Origin of the sequence: Caulifigura coniformis (assembly GCF_007745175.1) — a bacterium.
GTDB classification, from domain to species: Bacteria; Planctomycetota; Planctomycetia; order Planctomycetales; family Planctomycetaceae; genus Caulifigura; species Caulifigura coniformis.
Genome location: NZ_CP036271.1, coordinates 388,059 through 408,671, shown reverse-complemented (window position 1 = coordinate 408,671; position 20,613 = coordinate 388,059). Strand labels below are relative to the sequence as shown.

The window sequence follows — 20,613 nt, the reverse complement described above, 5'->3', positions numbered from 1 at the left end:
CTTCGTGAGAATATCAGCGGATGACTCGTACGGCACTCCAGCGGGAAACGCGATGAATCTCGGCCGCGTCGCACTTCGGGCTTTCTTACTCACCGCCTTCCTGCTGCCTGCGGCCCCTCTGCGGGCCGACGTTGCCGACGATCTCAAGGCCGCACGGAATGAACTCAGCCACGGCCGCTACGACGCGGCCGTGGCCGTGGCCGCCTGGACGCGGCTTGCCGATGCGGCCCGCGATGACGAGCGCGCGGAAGCGGTCATCGGCCTGTCGCGCTCGCTGCTCGAAACGGGGAACTTCGACGAAGCGGAGAAGCGGCTCGCAGCGGCGGTCGACCAGCTTCCCGATTCCGCGCCGCTCCGGGCGCATCTGGCGGCGCTGCACCTGGCGCGCGGACGCTACGTCGACGCTCTCAAGCAGGCCGACGCGGCCCTCGTGAAGAATGGCGAACAGCTTCTCGCCCGGCTCGTGCGGGCCCGCATCAAGATCGAGCAGGGAAAGCTCGAACCGGCGGCCGAGGATTTCCGGTGGTTCGTGCAGTACTACAACCGTCGCCAGCCCAAAGATGCGGAGTCGCTGCTGCTGATCGCCGAAGGATCTGCCGGATACGCCCGGGCCCGCGGCGTCGGGCAGGTGTTCTCCTTCATCGTGAACGACCTGACGCCCGATGCGGTGAAGGCCGATCCGAATGCGTGGCAGTCGTACTTCCTTTCCGGCAGCCTGCTGCTGGAAAAACACAACAACGGGCAGGCGCGTCAGGAGTTCCGGCGCGGCCTCGACATCAACCCCCACTCGGCCGACCTGCTGGTCGGCATGGCCCGCGCCGAACTGGATGAACGCAATCCCGAGAAGGCCCGGACGCTGGCGGAGCAGGCCCTCGCCACGAATGCCCGCCACATCGATGCGCTGCTGCTGCTGGCGAATGTCGAACTCGGCGCGGAAGCCCCCGCGGCCGCGTTGCCCTGGATCACCCGGGCCCTCGACGTGAATCCGCAGTTGCAGGAAGGACTGGCTCTGAAAGCCGGTTGCGATCTCCTGCTGAACGGAATTCCTGATGACGGTCTGTCGCTGGCAGTTCTTTCGTCCCCTGCCACGGCCCCCGCGGAAATCGCCGGCCGTGAGTATGTGCAGATCCTCAAGTCACTCGTGGAACGCAATCCGGCTCCTGGCCAGTTCCTGACGGAACTGGGAACCGTGCTCGAGCAGGCGCGGCGGTATGACCCGGCCACGAGTTGCTATGCCCGCGCGATCGACGTGGCGCCGCAGCTGTCGGCTCCGCGGACGGCGCTGGGTCTCCTGCAGATGCGAACGGGAGACCTCGCCAGCGCCCGCAAAATTCTCGATGACGCCTTCCGGGCCGACCGGTTTCATGTCCGCGTCAGCAACATGCGGAAGGTGCTCGATGTTCTCGAGCGGTATGAAACGCAATCGACGGATCACTTCATCCTGCGCTATGACGCAACGGACAAGGTCTTCGCGAGCTATCTCTCCGAGGAACTGGAAAGCCTGTACGAGCCGTTGACGAAAGAGTTCGGATTCGAGCCGCCGGAACGGACGGCCTTCGAGATCTTCAGTGCGGCCAAGGGGGAATCGGGGCATTCGTGGTTCAGCGCCCGGATGACGGGGATGCCGTGGATCCAGACCATCGGGGCGTCGACCGGCATGATCGTCGCGCTGTCGTCGCCTACGACGCGCGAGCCCTACAACTGGGCCCGCGTGGCGAAGCACGAGTTCTGCCATGTGCTGACACTGCAGCAGACGAACTTCGGCATCCCGCACTGGTACACCGAAGCGCTCGCCGTCCGCACTGAAGGCAACGTTTTCCCGGAAACGTGGCGGCGTCTGCTGATCGATCGCCGCGAAGCGGGAACGCTCTTCACGCTCGAGACCGTCAACAACGGATTCCAGCGGCCGAAGAACGGCGACGACTGGCAGCACGCCTACTGCATGAGCCGGCTGTATGCGCGGTACATGGAGGAGACGTTCGGAAGCGACTCGCTGTTCCGACTGGTTGACGCCTACCGGAAAGGTCTCAAGACGCCAGCGGCCATCCGTGAGGTGTTCGGAGTTTCGCTGGCGGATTTCGAGAAAGGCTTCACTCCATTTCTGGATCGGGTGATCGAGGAATTGAACGACGGGAAGGTCCCCCGCAGTCCGGCGCTGGCGAGCGCGCAGGCGACACTGACAGCGGCCCCCGACAACCTGGATCACCAGGCCGCGGTGGCGTGGGCACTGCTGAATGATGCTCCTCCGTCGCGAGGCGCCGAGGCGGGGAAGATGGCCGACAAGATTCTCGAAGCGTCGCCGAAGCATCCCTTGGCGCTGGCGATCCTGGCGCGGCTGGACATGCGCGATCGGAAGGAGCGATCGGCGCGTCGGAGGCTGGAGACGGCGTTCGATCCCGAGGATCCACACCCGGCGGTGGTTTCGATCCTGGGGCGGCTGGCATTTGACGACAAGGACTACAAGACGTCGGCGGCCGTTTTCGGGGCGGGGCTCGCGAAGTATCCCCGCGAACTCAGCTTCACCTACCTGCTGGCGATCTCGCTGTTCAGGCTGGACCAGACCGAGCGGCTGCCGGAGTTGTTTCAGAAGGTGGCCGAGCGGGATTTCGACGATCTCACCTCCCGGACCTGGCTGCTGCACCATGCGATCGAGGAGGAGACATGGGAGGAGGCGATCCGTTGGGGTCGGGAGGCGATGCAGATTGATGTTCGCGACGCGGCGACGCACCGCGGGCTGGGGCTGGCCTACCTGAAATCAGGCAACCAGGAACGGGCCCGCCGGCATTTGAAGACGGCGCTCGAACTGAAGCCGGACGACCAGGACGCCAGGAAACTGCTCGATTCGGCGAAGTAAGCCGTCTCCCGCTGCTCGCATCCGGCGTGGGTGGTACTGGTTCCGCCAGTGCCACCCTTCGATGGGGCGAGTCTTTGCCTCGGGGAATCAGCCCTCTTCGTCGGCTTCGGGTTTCACTTCGTCGAGAGTCAGCCAGCGGCGGCGGGCGCAGAACCAGAGCAGACCTGCGGCCGTCAGCGCCATCAGCGCAAGCGAGAAGATGTATCCATAGGGCCAGTGCAGCTCGGGCATGTTCGACGGGTAGGCCGTGTCGAAGTTCATGCCGTAAACACCCGCGATGAAGCTGAGCGGCATGAAGATGGTCGCCACGATCGTGAGCACCTTCATCACTTCGTTCGTTCGCTGGCTCATCACCGCGTAGTAGAAATCGCGGAGATCGGCGCAGAGCTCGCGGTAGGTGTCGACGACGTCCATCAGCTGGACGGTGTGGTCGTAGGTATCCCGCAGATGCAGCCGGGTATCGTGGGTGAAGAAGGAGAACTGGTCGCGGAGGAGGACGTTCATCGTCTCGCGCAGCGGCCAGACGCAGCGGCGGAGGAAGAGGAGTTCCTGGCGGAGGTCGTGGATGTCGGAAATGACGGAGGCCCCCCGTGCGAGCGGAATGCGGCGTTCCGATTCCTCGATCCATTCGCCGAAGCGTTCGATGACGGGGTAATAACCGTCGACGATCGCATCCAGGATGGCGTGGGCGACATGGTCGAGCGACAGTTTCCTGAGGTTGCTGCGGCGATCGAGAAGGCGTGTCCTGACAGGGTCGAGGCAGTCGCCAGGGCGCTCCTGGAACGTGAGGACCACATTGTTGCGGATGACCATGCTGAGCTGCTCGGTGTACAGCTCCTCGCCGAGCCAGGCCATGCGGAGGACGATGAAGAGGTGCTCGGGATACTCCTCGACCTTCGCGCGCTGGTGGACGTGGACGATGTCTTCGAGCGCGAGGGGGTGAATCTGGAACAGTTCGGCGAGCCGCCTGAGAATCTGTTCGTCACCCAGTCCATCCACGTTGATCCAGCAGCGGGCATGCTTCTCGATGAGCGCCGGAAGGGTCTCGACGTTGTCGATGACGAGCGCTTCGCACTGGCCGTCGCTGCAGCCGTAGAACTCGATTTTCGGCGGATAGCCGTTGGGCGGAACGGCGATGGTGCCGGGCGCAGCACCGGGCGCGGTATGGGGGAAAGGATGAACGAGCGTCGGTCGCGCTGGAAGTTTCATGGATTCGCGACTGCCTGCCGGGCGTGATCGGCGAGCGCCTCTTCGATCGCCGGACCGACGAGCTTCGCCCAGGCGGCGTAACCTTCGTCGCTGAGATGGAGCATGTCTTTCACGAAGTATTTCGGATCGGGGCTGCCGTCTGCTCCAAGGAGAGGCGTGGCGACGTCGACATACCGGCACTGGGGGTCTTCATGGCAGTAGGCTTCGATCAGCGCGTTGACCGCCTTGTGCTGGAAGGTCGATTTCGCCCGGGACGGGCTGTATTTCACCGACAGGATCACGACCCGGGTGTCAGGCAGTTCCTTGTGGATGAACCCGACGAACTCCCGGAAGTCGGCAGCCACCTGCTCGGGCGATTTCCCGCGGGCGATGTCGTTATCCCCTTCATAGAAGACGACGACCTTCGGCTTGAGGGGCTCGAGGATGCGGCGGGCGAAATGAACGGCTTCCGAGGCCTGTGAACCGCCGAACCCGCGATTGACATATCCCTTGCCCGGAAAGCTCTTGTCGAGGTTCCAGCGGACCATGCTGGAACTTCCAACGAAGGCGACGCCTCCCGGCTTCGGTGCATCAGTGGCGTTCTCCTGGTCGAAGCGTTTCATCGTCGCTTCCCAGCGGGCCGGACCGCGCACGGTCGCGAACATCTTTTCGAGGTCGGTCCTGCCTTTCGCGAAGGCCGCCAGCGCCTTCCTGACGGCGGGGATCACGCGGGCCGCGTTCTCATAGTAAACCTGCTGGAGCACATCGTTGGGCAGATCGAGGCCGTAGATGTTCCAGAAGCCCTGGGGCGGAAAGGGATTGTCTTCATACGGGAAATACTCGTCGCGCGTTTCGAGCATCTGGAAGTGCGGGACGAGTTCGGTCATCGGCGGGACGCCGTCCGTGCCGAAGAGAATGCGGTCCTGGTACCTGAGGAAGAACTCCCGTGCGGTGTAGGGCTGCCGGCCGAGTTCCGCGATCCGGCCCGCAAACTCGACATAGGCGTTGGGGTACTGGTCGAGGTACGAGCCGAGGGTTTTCAGATCGTCGGGGAGGTCGGCGAAATGGGCGAGGATGAAGGTCGTTTTGGGATGTTTCGCGACGACGCGCATGCGGGCTGCCACGAGGTCATCGAACTTCGGGAAGTCGCCGCCGTGGAAGCTCCAGTCGGGATGGCGCGACAGTTCTTCGTAGCGTTCATTGTGTTCGTCGACGGGATCGAAAAACGCGCGCGGATCGGCGCAATGCCAGATGACGGGAATGTCGAGTTCGGCCGCCCGTTCCCAGACGGGGTCGAAACGCGGGTCGTCAGGGGAGATGAGTTTTCCGTCGAGGTCGCGAAGGGTGAGGCCGAGGCTCTTGAGGAGTTTGAGTCCGGCGGCGCCCTGCCGGGCGGCTTCGGAGAGACGGTCGGCCATTCGCGCGCCGAAACCCGGCTTGTGAACATCCCACGTTTTCGGATCTTTCGCATCGCCGTCGCCGATGTAGTCCATCCGGACGAAGGAGACGAAGCGGTTGGGATGCCGTTCATTGAGCCAGGCGAGGTGTTCGCTGAACTTCGTGCCGACGCGGCCATCGAGGCTGACGCTGACGGCGATGTTCGCGTCATCCATCACCTTGACCTGCTGATCGAGCTCCGCGGGTGTCAGCTTCTCCGGATGGAAGTGGACGTTGATGCAGGGAAACTTCGCGCGGGTGAGCGGATGCTGCGGCGTCCTCAGTTGGGACCTGGGACGAAACTCGTCGAGCGGGATTCGCCCGGCCGCAGCGGGCGTCTTCGCGTCCTGCCCGTCGGCGGGGATCGCCGCAGTTCCGATCAGCGCCACCAGCCAGCAGCAGAGCTTCGCCGAAGTGGAAGAAATCGTCGCTGTGCGTCGTCGCTCGGCCGCCATCATTCCGTCCCGGTTCTGGAAACTACGTCGTCGAAAAACTGTGTCTTGCGTGAACGGCCGCGCGTCGCGGTTCCCTGTCAGCGGCTGGCCGTGAGGGGGTCACCGTACTCCGCGGCCATCCGGTCGAACAGCTTGGGATCGGCCGGACCATCATGCACGACGATGCGATACTGCGCGCGGTAAGGCTGCTCCTGCGTGATCTCGAACTCCCCGAGAATCGGCGGCGAGAAGACGAAATAGGGCTTCGAGGGATGGAGGCGGACCGGCTGCGGGGAGCGGTCGCTGCCGGGATGCGGAATGACGGTAATGCCGCACCGCTGGCCATCGATCAGGCCGTGCATGTTGACCCACTTCGGACGGGTCTCGTTGCCGTCCTTCTGGTTCTTTCCTTCGCTCGTGAGCATGTTGCTCTCGGGCTGCTGGAACCACTCCGAAGCTCCACGGACCGCGAAACCGCCGTAGTGGTACTTCAGAACCTTGAGCGGGATTTCGCTGGCGGCCCGCTGCTCGAGCTCGACATCGAACACGTTGAGTTCGGGTCGCGGCGATGCGTAGCCGCGAACGCGCATCGTTTCGAGGATGGCCGGCCGGGGAGAGGTTCCGTCCGTCAGCGCCTGGTGCTCGAGCAGGGTGGTGAACTGTGCGAAGACGGGGCCGACGTCGGTTTCCTTCAGGTCGCGATGGACGACGGTTCCGGTCTTTCCACCCTGGTTCCAGAAGTCGGTTTTCCGGCCGTCGAACTCGGTGTTCACCCACGCCGAGAACATGGCGTGCTGGTGGATGTGGTCGGCCGGGAACTCGGCGGTCACGATCCGGCCGGAGGGGGTCCAGACCGGATGGAGGTGTCCGCTGCGGCGGTAGACGGCCGGGACCCCTTCGGGGGGATCCACGGTGCGGACGTTGTACTGCACAATGTTGTGTTTGCCGCCGGCGAGAGTGACCCCCTGCGCATCGATGCGGGCGGAGACCACGTCGCGTGACTCGACGTGGGGGTTCGGCCGGAGTTCGAACGTCACGGTTTCATGAGGGCCGACCGGTTTGTTCGCGCGCCAGCAGACGACGTTGGCCCCGGCATCTGTGTCGGGCTGCACAGGACAGGTGGCGGCGTCACCGCGCAGCTCGACGACATCGAAGGTCTGCCGGGCCCATTCCGCAGGAAGCTCGAAGCGGACAATCGGCAGTTCGCGTTGCACGGGTCCGTTGGTGACGGTGACCTTCAGCGGCGCGGGCTCCGCGGCCGGCGCGATCGAAGTCGACAGGCAGAACATCGCCGCCGCGAGCGCGGCCATCCGGGTGCTCATTTCTCGATCTCCCAGTCGCTGTTCATGATCGTCGACCAGACGGGCGTCGCACCGGAGGCGTCGACCTTCAGCACGGCGGCGTCGCCGAGCCGGGGAAAGAACCACGCATTCGACTTCCGATACTCATCCGCTTTCACGGTCGGGCCAGAGTTCAGGACGACGTACTTCGACGGATTGAGTGGGTTCGGGAAGATGAGCACGGGAACGTGGTCGCCGGCCGGATACATCTTGCCGCCGATCGTGATGGTTTCTTTCGTCCACTTCAGCGGCAGATTGTCGATGACCTTTGCGATCACCGCATTGCTGCCGGGATCGCCGAACAGGACCAGGTTTCGCGAGGAGATGTCTTTCTCGTCGAGAGCCGAGTCGTCCACGACGCGCAGCTGTCCGCGGAACCACTGGTCCCATTCCGTCGCCACGCGATTCCGCTCGCTGTGCGCCCATCGGTCGATGTTGGCGTTCCAGGGAGTTCCCGAGCCGCGGACGATCAGGAAGGGCTGTGTGAAGGCGTCGTCGATGGGGCCCTGCAGGCCGTGGCGTTTGTGAGCGTGCTCATTGTCAATGAACGCCAGCGATTCGTCGTAGGACAACATCCTCCATCCGTTGTTCTCCTTCTGTCCATTTTTCTCCTGGACGAAGTAGACATCCGGCAGCTGTCCGCCGGCCGCCTCCGCGAGGGCCACTTTGGGCAGGACTTCGATCGACACGAAATCAGCGACGCCGCGGGCGACCGCAAGGGCCCGAACGTTGTGCGTTTCGACCTGCAGCATGCCATCGGCATAGGTGGAGTTGATCTCGGAATCGACATAGGGCTCGTGCTGTTCTTCGATCCGAAGCCAGTCGCACTTGTTGAACTTGAGCGTGTAGGTGTGGAACTTGAGAGCTCGACGACCGGGGAACTCGGGCCTCCCCTTCTCATTGTGAGCGGTCAGGAACGCCATGAACGTCTTGAGGCTGGCGTCATCGAACTTGTGGCCCATTCCCGGGCCGATGAGCAGGGAGAGGGGGACTTCAACCGATCGCGCGGCGTCCAGCATCGCGAGGCTTGCGGCCAGCTGCTTGTCGAATTCTCCGCCGTAAGTGATGACCGGGACGTTGTAGAGATTCAGGGCGTAATCCTTGCTGTCATAGATCTTCAGCATCGTGTGCTGGATTTCCGGCAGGCCCTCGGAGATTCCCTGGTAGTCGTAGAAATCAACAAAGCCGGCCCCGGCGCCGACGGAACTCCAGAGGTCGGGATGCTGAAGGCCGAGATGCCACGCTCCGGCTCCGCCCATGGAGAAGCCCCACAAGGCGATCCGACGTTCATCGATGAGGAACCGTTTTTTGACATCGGCGAGGGCTTCGAAGACGTCCGTTTCGCCGACCCAGCGGTAAGCGTTGTTTCCGCGTCCATACACGTCGAGCTGGATCCAGTTCGAATCCTTGACGGGCGGTTTGCCGTCGTGCGAAGCGAAGAAAGAGACCTCGTTCATGTCGTTCGAGCGGCCATGCAGGACGAGGTGGAGCGGCCAGCGTTTCGACTCGCCGGGCCGCCAGCCTTCGGGAAGGCTCACGGCGTAGGGTTGCAGTGATTCATCGACGGCCGACTGATAGGCCAGCACATGCTTGCCCGGTTTGAGCGGGACGGCTGGTTCGCCCGCCTGCAGGCGTTTGATGCGTTCATTGCCGATCCTGATGATGTTGAGCGCATCGCGGACGGCGGTCTTGCGGGCCCATTCCTCGTGGCGCAGCATCCAGCCAAGAGCCTTGAAGCAGATGGCGGCATCGGTTTTGGCCTTCGCGGTTTCGGGGAGGCCCTCAAGGTTGCTTCCGAGTTCGGCGAGGCCCTGATCGAGCGTGCGGCGGTCAATCTCGTTGGGCTTCTCGGCGAGAGCCGCAGAGGAGAGGAAGCCGATGGAGAGAACGGCCAGGAGCACCGTGATGCGGCCCGTGAGCCTCCCCTGTGGCCGATGCCCCGGTGAGGACCTGGCAGTGCCCTTCCTTTCCGTTGCGCGAACCTTCTTCGCGCCGGCGGCCGGGCATTGCACGGATCGTTGCCTGGGGGAAGGAGCGAGGTGTGCCCCCAGTTCGATGGGGCTTGCCATTGCTCGCCAATCTGCGGACGATGCCCCGTTTCGCATTTCTTTTCCGGACCACTGCATACGTGTCTCGCAAAAAGCCGCCTGAAGACGACGAGGACGATCTCTCTCCCAGCCCGCCCAAGCCGCATTCGTCGGAGAGGCTGCTGATCGAGCGGTTTCCGGTCCATCCCGCGGGGCGCATCCTATGCACGTCGCTGGGACGCGGACAACTTGCGGCGGAGCTTGCGGCGCTGCCGGCCGTCGCGGCGGTCACCTGCTGGTTCGTCGATACGTATGCGGCGCAGGAGACGCGCGAATGGTGCGATCTCAACAGCGAGATCACGCAACCCCTGGAGATCGTCGCTCAAACCGATCTTCCGGAGGGGCCGTTCGACGGCGTGGTGATTCCGTCGAGCCATCGGGGCGAAGGGGAGTTCGTACGCGAGCTGATGCAGCAGGCGGCCCAACGGCTCGTGGATGGAGGCTGGCTGGCCTGCGGCGTTGACAATCCGGACGATCGATGGGTCCACGATGAGCTGCGGAAGATCTTCAAGAAAGTGCGCCGTGATGCGCATCATCACGGGGTGGTGTACCTCGCAACGCGGGATGCGGCTCCGAAGCGGCTTCGGAACTTCGAGGCCGAGTATGCGTTTCGCGACGCGGGCAACCTGGTGAAGGTCGTGACGCGGCCGGGTGTGTTCAGCCACCGCGAGCTCGACCTGGGCGCCCGCGCGCTCCTGGAAGCCGTCGATGTGAACGCGGGGGAACGGGTTCTCGATATCGGCTGCGGATCCGGGGCGGTGGGACTGGCGTTGGCGCTTCGCCGGCCTGGCATTTCCCTGCACGGGATCGACGCCAACACGCGCGCGATCGAATGCACGCTCGAAGGGGCGAAGCGGAACGCTCTTGAACGCGTGACGGCAGCCGTCACAGCCACGGGGGAGATTCCGACGGCCGGAGAATTCGACCTGGCGGTCGGGAATCCGCCGTATCACTCGCAGTTCCGGATCGCGGAGATTTTCGTGCAGGCGGCCCGCCGCGGCCTGAAGCCGGGAGGCCGGGTGGCGATGGTCACGCGGAAGCCGGAATGGTTCGAAGCGCGGATGCGTCAGTTCTTTGTCGACATCGATGTTCGCGAATCGAGGAAGTACTACGTTGTGAGCGGGCGGCAGCGGAGTTAGGCCATTTTCATGGCTCCTGTGCAGGCGATTGGACGGTTCTCGATTCGCATTGGTCCGTTCATCGCCTGCGGAACCAGGGATCCCGGCAAACGTCCCGGCTCGATGCCAGAAACTCGCTGAGGCATGCAGGGCTGGTCACTTTCTCAGGATGGCCCCATTCGTCGTTGGCGTGCGTCGTTGCCGCAGAATGACCCGCGGTGACGAGAGACGACCGACTTTGAAAAAGTGAATCGCCCCGCCCCAATCCCCTCCCGACTCCCGAGTACCGAGGACCCGGCCCCCCCGCGCAACCGCCCCCGTCATGGTGGAGGTCCGCATGATCACAACCACCGTCAACCTGTCGTCACACAACCCGGCCCGGCCGGCTCCCAGTCCGCGCCACCCACGCTCTCCCGATCCTTCCACTGAACTTCCGCAGGAAAAGAGGGCGAGGAGTACAGGACCACCCACACAACGCGCCCTCCTTGCTCCCCTCGGCGTCAAACACCTCCGCAGTGTGCCCGATCCCTGCACAAGCTTGAGAGTTGCGCGCAAGGCTGGTCACTTTTTTCAAGATGGGCCAGTTCGTCGTTGCCGCAACATGATCTGCGGTGACGACCGACGACCTGGTGTGAAAAAGGGACTCGCCCGGCGGCGGCATGCGACGCAACCACCTTCCCAACCGAAGGTTCCGGCCCAAGGCCCCTTCAGGCAGGCGAAGGCTCTTCCAGATGCGCAACCCCTCGCGTCACGTTAGAGAGCTCGTTCTTTTGCAACGCAAACAGAGGGGGGCAGCCCCACGAGTTGAAGTGAAAAAACACTCCACAGCTCGTCAGACATGTCACACATGTCACAGGTCCAGAACTCCAATGTTTCAGACGGTTTTCGCTGTCACAGGTCTCGTCACAGGTCGTCACAGGTCTCGTCCCGGGGGGAAGGCCTCAGCGACAGCGAATGTCCACGCGCCATCGCGGTCGGTTGTCATTACCTGTGAGTCGCTGGCATTGCTTAGACCGGCGCGGCGGGTTCGTCGAAGTGATGGCCGGCGTGGGCCATCGGGGAGCGGTCATCGCTGGCGAAGGCGCTGGAGAGGACCCAGGCGCCGGCGGCACAGCCGATGATCGCGATCGCCAGGAACCAGAGGGGGTCGATGACTCGCTCGTCGGGAACAGTTTCGAGTGTTTCCGCGACGCCGGTTGCGGCGGTGAGGTGGACCGAGACGCCTTTAGCCAGGTTGCGGCGGTCGAATTTCGAGAGCACGGAGCAGACGCTCTGGCGGATGGTGTCGGCGGCCTTGGCTTTCAGGGGGCGCTGGAAGCTGGCCGGTTTGACCTCGGGATCGTGGGCGGCATTCGGGGAATGCTGCAGAGCCCATTCGGCCGCGGCATCTTCGGGGGCGGTCACGGTGATCTGGATGCTCGGTTCGAACGGGCCCGGGACTTCTTCATCGCGAGACAGTTCTTCCAGGAAACCATTCGACGACGCGAGCTGGATCGGACGCCGGGCGGTCTCGCGGCGACTGACCGAGAGCAGTTCCACTTCGGTGTCTTCGGCTCGATGGTCGAGCCAGTTGACGGACACGTTGACCCGCACGCCGGCGCAGTCGCGCAGCGCGGTTTCGACTTCCTGGCGCAGCTCGATCACTTCGCGCTCGGCGAGGCTGCGGGTGGTTTCGTCGATGCCGGACGGAACGGCGTCGAAGGTCGTCATGCGATCGAGATCCATGACGACGATGTCTTCGGCGGCGAGGTGTTTCTTGCTTCCGGCGACAGCCTGCCGGACGGAACGCGCGACGTCGGCGGTGATTTCGTAGCCGGTCTGCGGGCGGAGATAGACGGTGCAGCGGGTTTTCTGCGGAGCACGCCAGCCGGCGGAGTCTTCTTCATCCCAGACGACATCGGCCTGGGCGATGCCGGGCATCTGGCGGAGGAGCCGACCGATCATGCGGGCGCGGGCGATTTCCCTGGCGGCGTCGCGTTCACGATGTCCGGAGAACTGGCCGAGCTGGGAATTCGATTTTTCCCATTCGTCGGCCCAGGAGGTTGAGACGGCGGAGAGTTCGTCGAGGAAGCGCCGGGCGTCCGCCGTTCTGGCGGCGGGAACGGTGATCTTGCCGGGGCCGCTCGTTTTCGCATCCGGGACGCCTCGTTCGGCGAGGTGGGCGACTGCAGCCGCGGGGGTGAGACCGTGCGGGAGCGGGAGCACGGCGGTCGCACCGCTGCGCTGCGAAAGGAGCCAACCGGCGGCGAGAACGATGGCCACGACGACGACCGGCAGCAGGCGTCGCTGCGTTTCCGGCAGGGCGCGGAATCGGTCGGCAATTGAAGACGTGGTGTCGATCGAGTCGTCCATGACTTCTTCGGGGGAAATGAGCGATTCGCTCAGCTGTCGAGTTTCAGGAAGGGAAGCGAACGGATCGGTGGTCTATTTGATTCGCGTTCCGACTCCGTAGTCGACGCTGAAGTGGCCGACGCGGCCATTGACGGATGCCGCATCGGGGACCTTGATGTCATCCTTCATCACGGTCTGCATCTCCCCGGAGGCCTCCGCGGCCGATGCGGTGTGCCACCATTCTTTTTTCTCCGGCGGCGACATGGATGTCTGGCCCGACGCGACATCGACGTCGACTCCGATCAGGCTGTTGTCGACGACCGAGGCGGTCTCCCTGACCTGGGGAGCTGACTGGGTGGGTGGGTCAACCGGGGCCGCGGTCCGCTCGTCGAAGGCGACCTGGGTGCTGGTCGGGGCGAGGAAGGGATCTCCGTCGACGATCGCGCGGGAACTTCTCGCGCAGCTGCTGCCAGGCAGGCAGAAGATCGCCAGGAGAAGGAGTCGCGTGGGCATGGCAGACGGCTCCTGGTGGGGAAGGGGAACTCGGTACGGAGGGTTCGGGGGCTGCCGCGGGGGATTCGTTGGGATCGACGCTGGCAGCAGGTTGAAAAGAAGCCCGGCCTTTTGCCAAAAGCCGGGCTTCGTGGGGGACTCTGCCGCGATCAGGCGGCGCGGGCTTCGCGGTTCGAACCCGGGCCTCCACGCGGCGGGTAGCCGTACTCGCGGAGCTTGCCGGAGAGAGTGCGGAGACCAATCTTCAGGGCCTTGGCCGTCAGTTCGCGGTTGCCGGCGAAGCGGTTGAACGTCGCTTCGATCAGCTTGCGTTCCATCGAAGCCAGCGTCATGCCCGGATCGGTCGCTTCATCGTCAGCCGACTTCTCGAGCCAGGGCTCGATCATCTCGGCCGTGATGATGGTTGCCGTGCTCAGTGAGCAGCAGCGGCTGATGACGTTCTGCAGTTCGCGACAGTTTTCCGGCCAGTTGTACTGACGCATCCGCTCGAGAGCCTCGGGGCTCAGCTTGCGAACCGGCTGTCCTTCGCGGACGGCACATTCCGTCAGGAACTGCTCGGCCAGCGTCGACAGGTCTTCCATACGGTCGCGGAGCGGCGGGACGTGGATCGCATCGACTCGCAGATGGCGGACCAGTCCCGGATGGAACTTGCCGGCCGCGGCGAGCTGCTGCAGGTCGCAGTGCGTCGAAGCCAGGATCCGCACCTGGAGCGGAAGCGGCGTGTCCGAACCGGTCGGACGATACTGCTTCTCTTCCAGCACCTTCACCAGCTGTTCCTGCACCGGCAGGGCCAGGGCTTCCACGTCTTCGAGCAGCAGGGTGCCGCCGGTGGCCGAGGCGAACCGGCCCGCGTTGCGTCCGTCGCCGAACAGTTCGGCCTGGACGACCGCGGCCGACAGCACCGAGCACGAGATCTTGAGGAACGGTCGGCGACCGCCGCAGCGGGCGAGGTGAATGGCTCGCGACACGATCGACGTGCCGGCTCCGGCCTCACCATGAATCAGGACCGGGCGTTCATGCTCGCTGGCTTCACCGACCTTCCGGCGGAGCGTATCCATCGCTTCGCTGTGGCCGACGAGGTCTTCGAACATGCGGCTTTCAAGGCGCCGCTTGAGGTTCAGGTTTTCGGCGAGCAGCCGCGAGCGACCGACGGCGGCGAACAGCGCCCGGCCGAGGCGTTCAGCCGTCTGGGGCGGCTCGAGCACGTCGCAGACCGGCCCGCCGAACGGCATGCCGCGTGCTCCCAGTGAAGGCAGCACGACGAACTGCGTCGGGTGACCACCCTGGCGGGCGGCCTGTTCCGTGGCACGGACGACGTCCGGATGATCCGGCTCGTCAATCACGCAGGCCGAGAACGGGCTCGAAGCGATGCCCGTTCGCAGGGTTTCGATGGTGGCAAACTCGACGGCCTCATAGCCGTTCTGCTGGATGGCCAGCACCAGACGCTGGCGGGCCCGCTCATCGCGGGACCAGACCGCGACGCGGCCGGTCAGGCGAATTGTCGCGGAGGATGCAATGTCGCTCATGGAGAAGCTCCTCCCGGTGGGATGGGGCTCAATCGCACTGTGAGCGCAGAACGCGATCCGGAGACGAATGATTCCAGAACGGAAGTCAGACGAAGGCAGACGGCGATCCTTGCGTGGGTACGAATGTGCCCCGCGGGATTGCGAAAGTTGGAAGTGGCGTGGGGGGGAAGACTTTGAGAGGTGAGACAGCGAAGGACCGGTTGATATCTGCCGGTCGCGAAAAGTGTCAAGCGGTTTTTGCAGGTTTGACTATCGGGCTTTGAAAGACTTTCAAGTTTGGGCTTCTGAAGGCCGATACGGGGCGTTTGCGGCCGTGGACCGGCAGAAACTGCGCGAAGTCGGTCGCCGGAGAACCCGACGCTGCGCGATGGCTGCCCGCCGGGGCACCACATCAAGGTTCGGACACGAATCGCGACGGGGCCATACGCGAGCCCGAAGTCTGCGTCCTGAGCGACGAGGTCACGAGACGCCAGATGCGAAGAGCGTCACGACACGTCGTCGACGTGGACATAGACGTCTTCGTTCCGCAACAAGGCCGCGGCGAACAGAATCCCCTGCTCGACGTCTTCAATCGTCAAGAGGGGATAAGTCTCCACAATCTGTTCACGAGTGGCGCCCGACGCGAGCATCTCAAGGATGAACTCGACGCTCATGCGCGTTCCCCGGACGATTGGCTTGCCGCCGAGAATACCGGGAACAGAGACGATACGGTCGTACATGATGAATCCCTGAAGACTATCGTTCTCCAGTCTATCCATCTCCTGTGCACCGTCATGTTTCAGGGTTCAATGAAGCGGCCCGCATCCCTGCACCACCCGCGGCGTGATCATGATCACGATTTCGCGTCTCACAGCCCGGTCGGCTTCGTCCTTGTGCTTCTTCTTCGGCCGACCGAAGCCCTGGAAGATGGCGCTGGGGGCGACTGACTGGTCGACGTTCAGCCCGGCGATCACGAGCGATCCCCCGTTCGGAACGGCCACGTTCGTTGCCACGGAAGCGAATGTCTCGCGGCGCGTGTTCATCGGCTGCGAGCGGGACGTGATCGCCTCGGGGGCAACTTCCAGCCGCACCAGATGGTCGGCCGACACGAACGGCCGCACAAAGAGCCGCATTCCTCCATCGACCGCGGAGGTCGACATGGTTCCGCCCCGGGGCAGAATGGCCAGGCTTTCCGAGCCGACCTGGAGTTCCGCAGGCTGCTTGTTGAGGACCAGCAGGCGGGCATTCGAGACCAGCTTCACGTCGGTCCAGAGTTTGAGCTTCCGGACCACTTCGCTGCAGGGCATGTCGCAGGTCTGGCAGCAGGAGTCGCAGGGCATCGACATCTGCGGGTCATCCAGACTCACGAAGCCGGGGCGATGGCTGAACTCGCCGTTCGCGATGAGCGATCCCACGCCGTCCTTCACCCGTCCCGAAAGCTGCACGTCGAGAATCGTGGCTTCCAGTTCCACATGCGGCGCGGGAACGTCGAGTTCCGAGATGGTCCGCGCCACGAGTTCGATGACCTCGGGATAGTCGACGACCATCACCGCATCGGGCTGCGACAGCGAATCGGCACCTCCCGGTATCCGCCGGGCCTCGCCGGTCGATTGCGGCAGGGTGACGGAGACGCGGCCGACGTTCGGCGTCAGCAACGGCTCGATCAGCGGACGGAGGTCGCGGCCCGAGATGTAGAGCGGCCGGAACATCTGTGCGACGGTTTTCTTCGCCGGTTCCACCCGGGCGGGCGGTTCCTTCGGCCTCGAAACGAGCAGGAACCCGCCATTCGCCTGAACCGTGAGCCCGTGGGCCAGACAGACGGCGTCGAGCGCTTCGCGGGCGGTGATGTTCTTCCAGGAGGCCGTCACCATTCCGGCGATCTCCGGGCTGATGACAAGGTTCATTGCGCCGTGCTCGCCGATGCGGGCGAGGGCGACCTGGAGGCTGGCGGCGTCGAAATGGAAGTCGAAATGGTTCGCCGTTGTGGATTCGACGATCCGGACCGTGGGATCGACTGCGGGGGCTTCCGCGACGGGAAGGGCCACTTCGGGCGGCGGCTGCGGGACGGTGCGTTCGAAGACTGGCGGGGCCGGCTCCTCCTGTAGCATCGCGGTGCGCGCTTCGGACTGTTTCGCCTTCAGCTCTTCGATGGAAGCTTTCAGTTCGGCCAGGCGATGCTCCGTCGCGACGTCCGCGAGTTCCCGAGCATGCCGGTCGCGCTCGACTTCGCGTTCGAGCCGTTGCTGCTGGCCCAGTCGCTCGAGTTCACTTTTCAGACTGGCGATTTCCGCGAGAAGGCGGGAATCGGCGGCCGGCTCGATCGACCGGACGGGCAAGGGGGGAGCGACGGCGAGGTCGGCGGCCGGCTCATCGAGGAACTCGGGGGGCGGAGGGAGTTCGACGAACTCCTTCTTTCGGCGGAGATTCGACACGACGGCCATCCCGGGCCGCGACATGCCGCGCGAGACGGGGTCGCGTTGCGGCAGCGTCTGGGCAAGGAGGTCGAGCGCGTTGGTCTCAACGTCCGGCGGAAGAGGGATCGCCGGCAGAGGAGCGGGCGGGAGAGCGGGAGAAGTCTGTGCGTGAGTCGGCGAGGCGGACGGCGAACTGGCCGCGAGTACAACGGTGGCGGATGAGACGGGGATTCTGATCGACCGCGCGAGAAGTCGGGACTCGATCCGGAAATGCGAGAGTCCGGCAACGATGCTCGCTATGAGCGCCGCGCCCAGTCCTGCCGCTGCGATCCGGAACGGCCGTCCGTTCATTCGCGTTCGATACCTCCCGCATTGCGTCTTTGACACGCGGCGAGGGCCCGCCGCAGGAGGGGCGTCCGCGCGGCAGAAGGCCGATCGCGGGCGCACCGCCGTCAGTCGGGAATATCGGCGGAAGATGAAGGAGAGCTGCCGTCAAAACCGGCGGTTTCAGAAAGGCTTGCCCAGCCTGACGCCCGACGCGGCGTGGCGGCGGGCAAAAAGAAGAAAACGGCGAGGCAAGGTCCCCTCAAAGCTCCCAGCTTTCCTTGCCTCGCCGTAGTTCAATTGCGGTGATGTCGGGCCGCGAGGGCCCCGCTCCTTCGCGTGGAAGGGAGCGAGCCCGGTCGTTGTCGGCTGCGGGTGACCCGCGAACCGTTCCGGCCGTTGACGCTCAAACATAGGTCGCCCCCCACGCGGGTCAAACGCCCCTTGCGAGGTTTTTCGACAACGCCGGACAGCCGGCACAACCGACTCCGCCGGCCTGAAATCCGGGCCAGTGGGGAGAGTGTTTTCCCTCAGTTCGACGATCCTGAATGACCAGAAACACCGGCCGGGATTTGCGACGGGTCGGATGGCTCGGTAGTTTCAATGGCTGAAGCTCGCGGCTATTTCTTCGCTTCCACCAGGGTGATTCTTCATGGGCACATCCAGGCAGTGCGTGCGGATTCTTGTCACCGGCCTCCTGTTGACGCCTCTGCTCCTGGGGGCGGACAAGGCCAAGGCCAAACCAGGAGCCGAGAAGGAGTTCGCGCTCTCCAGCAAATGGGCCGTGCTCGTCAATCCGGTGGCGAAGGTCCGTGGGCGCAGGCCCCTTCCGGAAAAAGGGCTGATCCAGAACTTCCCCGATCTGAAGTTCACCGGGCCGAAGCCGGGTCATCCGTTCGTCCTGGGGGACTTCGCGGACGACGGTGAATTCGGGCTCGTCGATGGCGCGTTGCAGATCGTCACGGGGGCGAGCGCGGCCGTTCAGCTTCCGGAAGCGGGCGACTTCGAGCTCGAAGGTGTCATGGAACACACCGAGTTCGGCGGCTGGTTCATGGCCGTCGGCTGGAGTGATGGCCGGGGATACGTCCTCAGCAACGCGACACTGAAGGAGAGCGGGAGCCCGTGGTTTCTCACGGAGCTTCGCGGCGGCGCGGCGATTCCCGACGGCACCGAAGACCTCGAGCATTTCGAGTGGCTGCGCACGCAGCCTTTCCGGCTCGTGGTCTCGAACAAGGAACTGACTCTGGAAGTCGGCAAGAAGACCGTCGCCGACCATGTCGGGATGCTGAACTACGAACCGGGGCGGGTTCTGCTCGGGGTGTACGACACGCGTTACGGTCCGAAGAAGCTGCGCGTTCACTCGCTCCGCATGCGGTCACTCGCCGACGCGGACGACGCTGCGAAGAAGTGATCGGCGCTTCAGCCGACTCCGAAGGATTCGGGCGCGGGGGCGGCTGCCGGCGGGTCGCCGTTGAGGTCTTTGCGTCCGAGGAAATCGGCGAGGGCGCGCCGGGTCGCCTGCGTCATGGTGACGTGATGGACGCGGCAGTACTCCCTGAGGACGTCGTTCAGCGCATGCCCGATGGCGTTCTCGAAGCCGACGAACTTGAAGAAGTCGTAGTCCGTATCGCTGTCGTCGTCGGCGGCGGGTGAGGCGGTTCCGGTCGAGACGGAGAGGGCGGGGGTGACGCCGGCGACGGGGATCGTGAGTTCGGCGGTCTGGATTGTCGAGATTTCGGCCGTGCCGGTTTCGGCGGCCGTCGGCGTCGTGACCGAGACGGTGGGCGTTCTGGAGGGAGCGGCCGGCTTCGCAGGGGCCGGAGGCGTGACGGGGGCGTCGAAGAGGCCCTTCACGCGGTCGGCCGTCTGCCACTTGCCGTCATCACCGAGCCGGATGCGGGTTTCGGGGCTGATCCGCCGGGCCAGGACGCAGGCCTTGAGTTCGGTGGAGGTAATGGGCCCGACCGGCGCGCCCATCGCTTCGTAGTACCACTGCTTCGACATGCATCACTCCTCGAAAGTGAAACATGCTCTTTCATGAGCGGCAGCAGAGGGGCCGCGCACGCGACCCCGTGACGACAGCAGGCTGATTCTCGCGCGCCGACGGCTGCCGAAGCAAGGTTGATTCACGAAGGATCAGCGGAGCTGAGCCCGGACGATCTCCAGTGCGGCGTCGTGCAGGATGCCGTTGGTGGCGAGGATACTGGAGCGGCCCGTGGGGAGGGGGTCGCCGGAGGCGGTCGTCACCTTGCCTCCGGCTTCCTCGACGAACAGCCGTCCGGCCGCGAAGTCCCAGGGGGCGAGGGCGTACTCGAAATAGGCTCCGTAGAAGCCGCAGCCGACGTTGCAGAAATCGAGGGACGCCGCGCCGAGGCGACGGACGCCATGGACGCCGGCGCGGACGAATTCCTGGGCCGCATCGAAGGTGGCCTTGGTTTCGGGGGTCATGCCGGGGAAGAAGCCCATGGCCACGATGGTTTCGTTGAGTGTGGCGTGGGGGTTGACGCGGGCCTTCTTGCCGTTGACGAGCGCCCCTTCCCCCTTGATGGCGGAATACCAATCGCCGGTGACGGGGTTGTGAATCAGGCCGCACATCGGGACGCCGCGCTCGTAGTAAGCGATCGACACGGCGAAGTGGGGAATCTGGTGGGCGAAGTTGGTGGTGCCGTCGATGGGGTCGACGATCCAGAGCCTTTCGGAATCGGCCGGGGCCGAATGCGATTCCTCGCCGAGGATGGCATCATTGGGGAAGGCCTGGTGGATGACGCTGGCGATGGCCTTTTCGGCATCGACATCGGCGGCAGAAACGAGGTCGCCTGGGCCTTTCTCCCGCATCTCGACGCCTTCGCGGAAATAGCGGTTGATGACTTCCGAGGCCGTGCGGGCGGCGTGACGGGCGACGGCGAGTTGACGCATGACTCGAGCAGTTCGATTTCGGGCTGGAAGAGGGCGTGAAACCACGCGGCGAATCGTGAAGCATAGGCATTGGCGGAGAAAACGCCAAAATGTCCGGATGGAATCGGGCGAGTTCGCGCTGCTGTCCCCTTCCCTGATGGATGAATGGCGCG

At 64.4% G+C, this 20,613-nt stretch carries 14 protein-coding genes; 3 read left to right on the top strand and 11 right to left on the bottom strand.

Annotated features, from left to right (window positions below):
- Window positions 1-52: 52 nt before the first annotated feature.
- Window positions 53-2,854 carry a tetratricopeptide repeat protein gene (locus Pan44_RS01630; RefSeq protein WP_145026609.1) on the top strand — a complete coding sequence of 934 codons (2,802 nt, stop codon included), beginning with the start codon at window positions 53-55 and terminating at the stop codon, window positions 2,852-2,854.
- 87 nt (window positions 2,855-2,941) lie between these two features.
- On the opposite strand, the gene corA is transcribed toward Pan44_RS01630, so the two are convergent.
- The 4 genes from corA to Pan44_RS01610 all read right to left on the bottom strand — a co-directional run bounded on the left by corA (window position 2,942) and on the right by Pan44_RS01610 (window position 9,322).
- Window positions 2,942-4,063, bottom strand: a complete 1,122-nt coding sequence (corA, locus tag Pan44_RS01625) for a magnesium/cobalt transporter CorA (protein WP_145026607.1) — start codon at window positions 4,061-4,063, stop codon at window positions 2,942-2,944.
- Window positions 4,060-5,937 (bottom strand): amidohydrolase family protein, encoded by a 1,878-nt coding sequence (locus Pan44_RS01620; RefSeq protein ID WP_145026605.1) that lies wholly within the window; start codon window positions 5,935-5,937, stop codon window positions 4,060-4,062. Before Pan44_RS01620 ends, corA begins: the two co-directional genes overlap by 4 nt.
- A gap of 74 nt (window positions 5,938-6,011) precedes the next feature.
- The gene (locus tag Pan44_RS01615) at window positions 6,012-7,235 is read right to left on the bottom strand and encodes a DUF6807 domain-containing protein (protein WP_145026603.1); all 1,224 of its coding nucleotides are present in this window, start codon (window positions 7,233-7,235) and stop codon (window positions 6,012-6,014) included.
- A complete protein-coding gene (locus tag Pan44_RS01610) occupies window positions 7,232-9,322 on the bottom strand; it encodes a prolyl oligopeptidase family serine peptidase (RefSeq protein WP_197453754.1) in 2,091 nt (696 codons plus the stop codon). Before Pan44_RS01610 ends, Pan44_RS01615 begins: the two co-directional genes overlap by 4 nt.
- Before the next feature lie 59 nt (window positions 9,323-9,381).
- On the opposite strand from Pan44_RS01610, the gene Pan44_RS01605 reads away from it, so the two are divergent.
- The gene (locus Pan44_RS01605; RefSeq protein WP_197453753.1) at window positions 9,382-10,479 is read left to right on the top strand and encodes a class I SAM-dependent methyltransferase; all 1,098 of its coding nucleotides are present in this window, start codon (window positions 9,382-9,384) and stop codon (window positions 10,477-10,479) included.
- 987 nt (window positions 10,480-11,466) lie between these two features.
- Here Pan44_RS01605 and Pan44_RS01595 read toward each other — a convergent pair.
- The 5 genes from Pan44_RS01595 to Pan44_RS01575 form a co-directional block, all read right to left on the bottom strand.
- Window positions 11,467-12,810: a hypothetical protein gene (locus Pan44_RS01595; protein ID WP_145026595.1), complete on the bottom strand. Its 1,344-nt coding sequence runs from the start codon at window positions 12,808-12,810 to the stop codon at window positions 11,467-11,469.
- A 72-nt stretch (window positions 12,811-12,882) separates the two neighbouring features.
- A complete protein-coding gene (locus Pan44_RS01590; protein WP_145026593.1) occupies window positions 12,883-13,302 on the bottom strand; it encodes a hypothetical protein in 420 nt (139 codons plus the stop codon).
- 149 nt (window positions 13,303-13,451) lie between these two features.
- Window positions 13,452-14,828, bottom strand: coding sequence for a sigma-54-dependent transcriptional regulator (locus tag Pan44_RS01585; protein WP_145026591.1), 1,377 nt, complete (start codon window positions 14,826-14,828; stop codon window positions 13,452-13,454).
- A gap of 485 nt (window positions 14,829-15,313) precedes the next feature.
- Window positions 15,314-15,547: a DUF433 domain-containing protein gene (locus tag Pan44_RS01580; protein WP_145026589.1), complete on the bottom strand. Its 234-nt coding sequence runs from the start codon at window positions 15,545-15,547 to the stop codon at window positions 15,314-15,316.
- A 66-nt stretch (window positions 15,548-15,613) separates the two neighbouring features.
- Complete coding sequence (locus tag Pan44_RS01575; protein WP_145026587.1) at window positions 15,614-17,572, bottom strand: type II secretion system protein GspD; 1,959 nt, start codon at window positions 17,570-17,572, stop codon at window positions 15,614-15,616.
- 625 nt (window positions 17,573-18,197) lie between these two features.
- Here Pan44_RS01575 and Pan44_RS01570 point away from each other — a divergent pair.
- Window positions 18,198-18,956 (top strand): hypothetical protein, encoded by a 759-nt coding sequence (locus Pan44_RS01570; protein ID WP_145026585.1) that lies wholly within the window; start codon window positions 18,198-18,200, stop codon window positions 18,954-18,956.
- Between the two features lie 8 nt (window positions 18,957-18,964).
- Here the strand turns inward: Pan44_RS01570 and Pan44_RS01565 are convergent, their stop codons facing one another.
- Window positions 18,965-19,549, bottom strand: coding sequence for a DUF4339 domain-containing protein (locus tag Pan44_RS01565; protein WP_145026583.1), 585 nt, complete (start codon window positions 19,547-19,549; stop codon window positions 18,965-18,967).
- A gap of 132 nt (window positions 19,550-19,681) precedes the next feature.
- A complete protein-coding gene (locus Pan44_RS01560; protein ID WP_145026581.1) occupies window positions 19,682-20,461 on the bottom strand; it encodes an inositol monophosphatase family protein in 780 nt (259 codons plus the stop codon).
- Window positions 20,462-20,613: the final 152 nt, after the last annotated feature.

What these genes read in the sequence shown, in the direction of transcription:
- Pan44_RS01580 (WP_145026589.1), bottom strand. Translation starts at nt 15,547, where the DNA reads ATGTACGACCGTATCGTCTCTGTTCCCGGTATTCTCGGCGGCAAGCCA.
- Pan44_RS01620 (WP_145026605.1), bottom strand. Translation starts at nt 5,937, where the DNA reads ATGATGGCGGCCGAGCGACGACGCACAGCGACGATTTCTTCCACTTCG.
- Pan44_RS01630 (WP_145026609.1), top strand. Translation starts at nt 53, where the DNA reads ATGAATCTCGGCCGCGTCGCACTTCGGGCTTTCTTACTCACCGCCTTC.
- Pan44_RS01585 (WP_145026591.1), bottom strand. Translation starts at nt 14,828, where the DNA reads ATGAGCGACATTGCATCCTCCGCGACAATTCGCCTGACCGGCCGCGTC.
- Pan44_RS01570 (WP_145026585.1), top strand. Translation starts at nt 18,198, where the DNA reads ATGGGCACATCCAGGCAGTGCGTGCGGATTCTTGTCACCGGCCTCCTG.
- Pan44_RS01595 (WP_145026595.1), bottom strand. Translation starts at nt 12,810, where the DNA reads ATGGACGACTCGATCGACACCACGTCTTCAATTGCCGACCGATTCCGC.
- Pan44_RS01565 (WP_145026583.1), bottom strand. Translation starts at nt 19,549, where the DNA reads ATGTCGAAGCAGTGGTACTACGAAGCGATGGGCGCGCCGGTCGGGCCC.
- Pan44_RS01575 (WP_145026587.1), bottom strand. Translation starts at nt 17,572, where the DNA reads ATGAACGGACGGCCGTTCCGGATCGCAGCGGCAGGACTGGGCGCGGCG.
- corA (WP_145026607.1), bottom strand. Translation starts at nt 4,063, where the DNA reads ATGAAACTTCCAGCGCGACCGACGCTCGTTCATCCTTTCCCCCATACC.
- Pan44_RS01615 (WP_145026603.1), bottom strand. Translation starts at nt 7,235, where the DNA reads ATGAGCACCCGGATGGCCGCGCTCGCGGCGGCGATGTTCTGCCTGTCG.
- Pan44_RS01590 (WP_145026593.1), bottom strand. Translation starts at nt 13,302, where the DNA reads ATGCCCACGCGACTCCTTCTCCTGGCGATCTTCTGCCTGCCTGGCAGC.
- Pan44_RS01560 (WP_145026581.1), bottom strand. Translation starts at nt 20,461, where the DNA reads ATGCGTCAACTCGCCGTCGCCCGTCACGCCGCCCGCACGGCCTCGGAA.
- Pan44_RS01610 (WP_197453754.1), bottom strand. Translation starts at nt 9,322, where the DNA reads ATGGCAAGCCCCATCGAACTGGGGGCACACCTCGCTCCTTCCCCCAGG.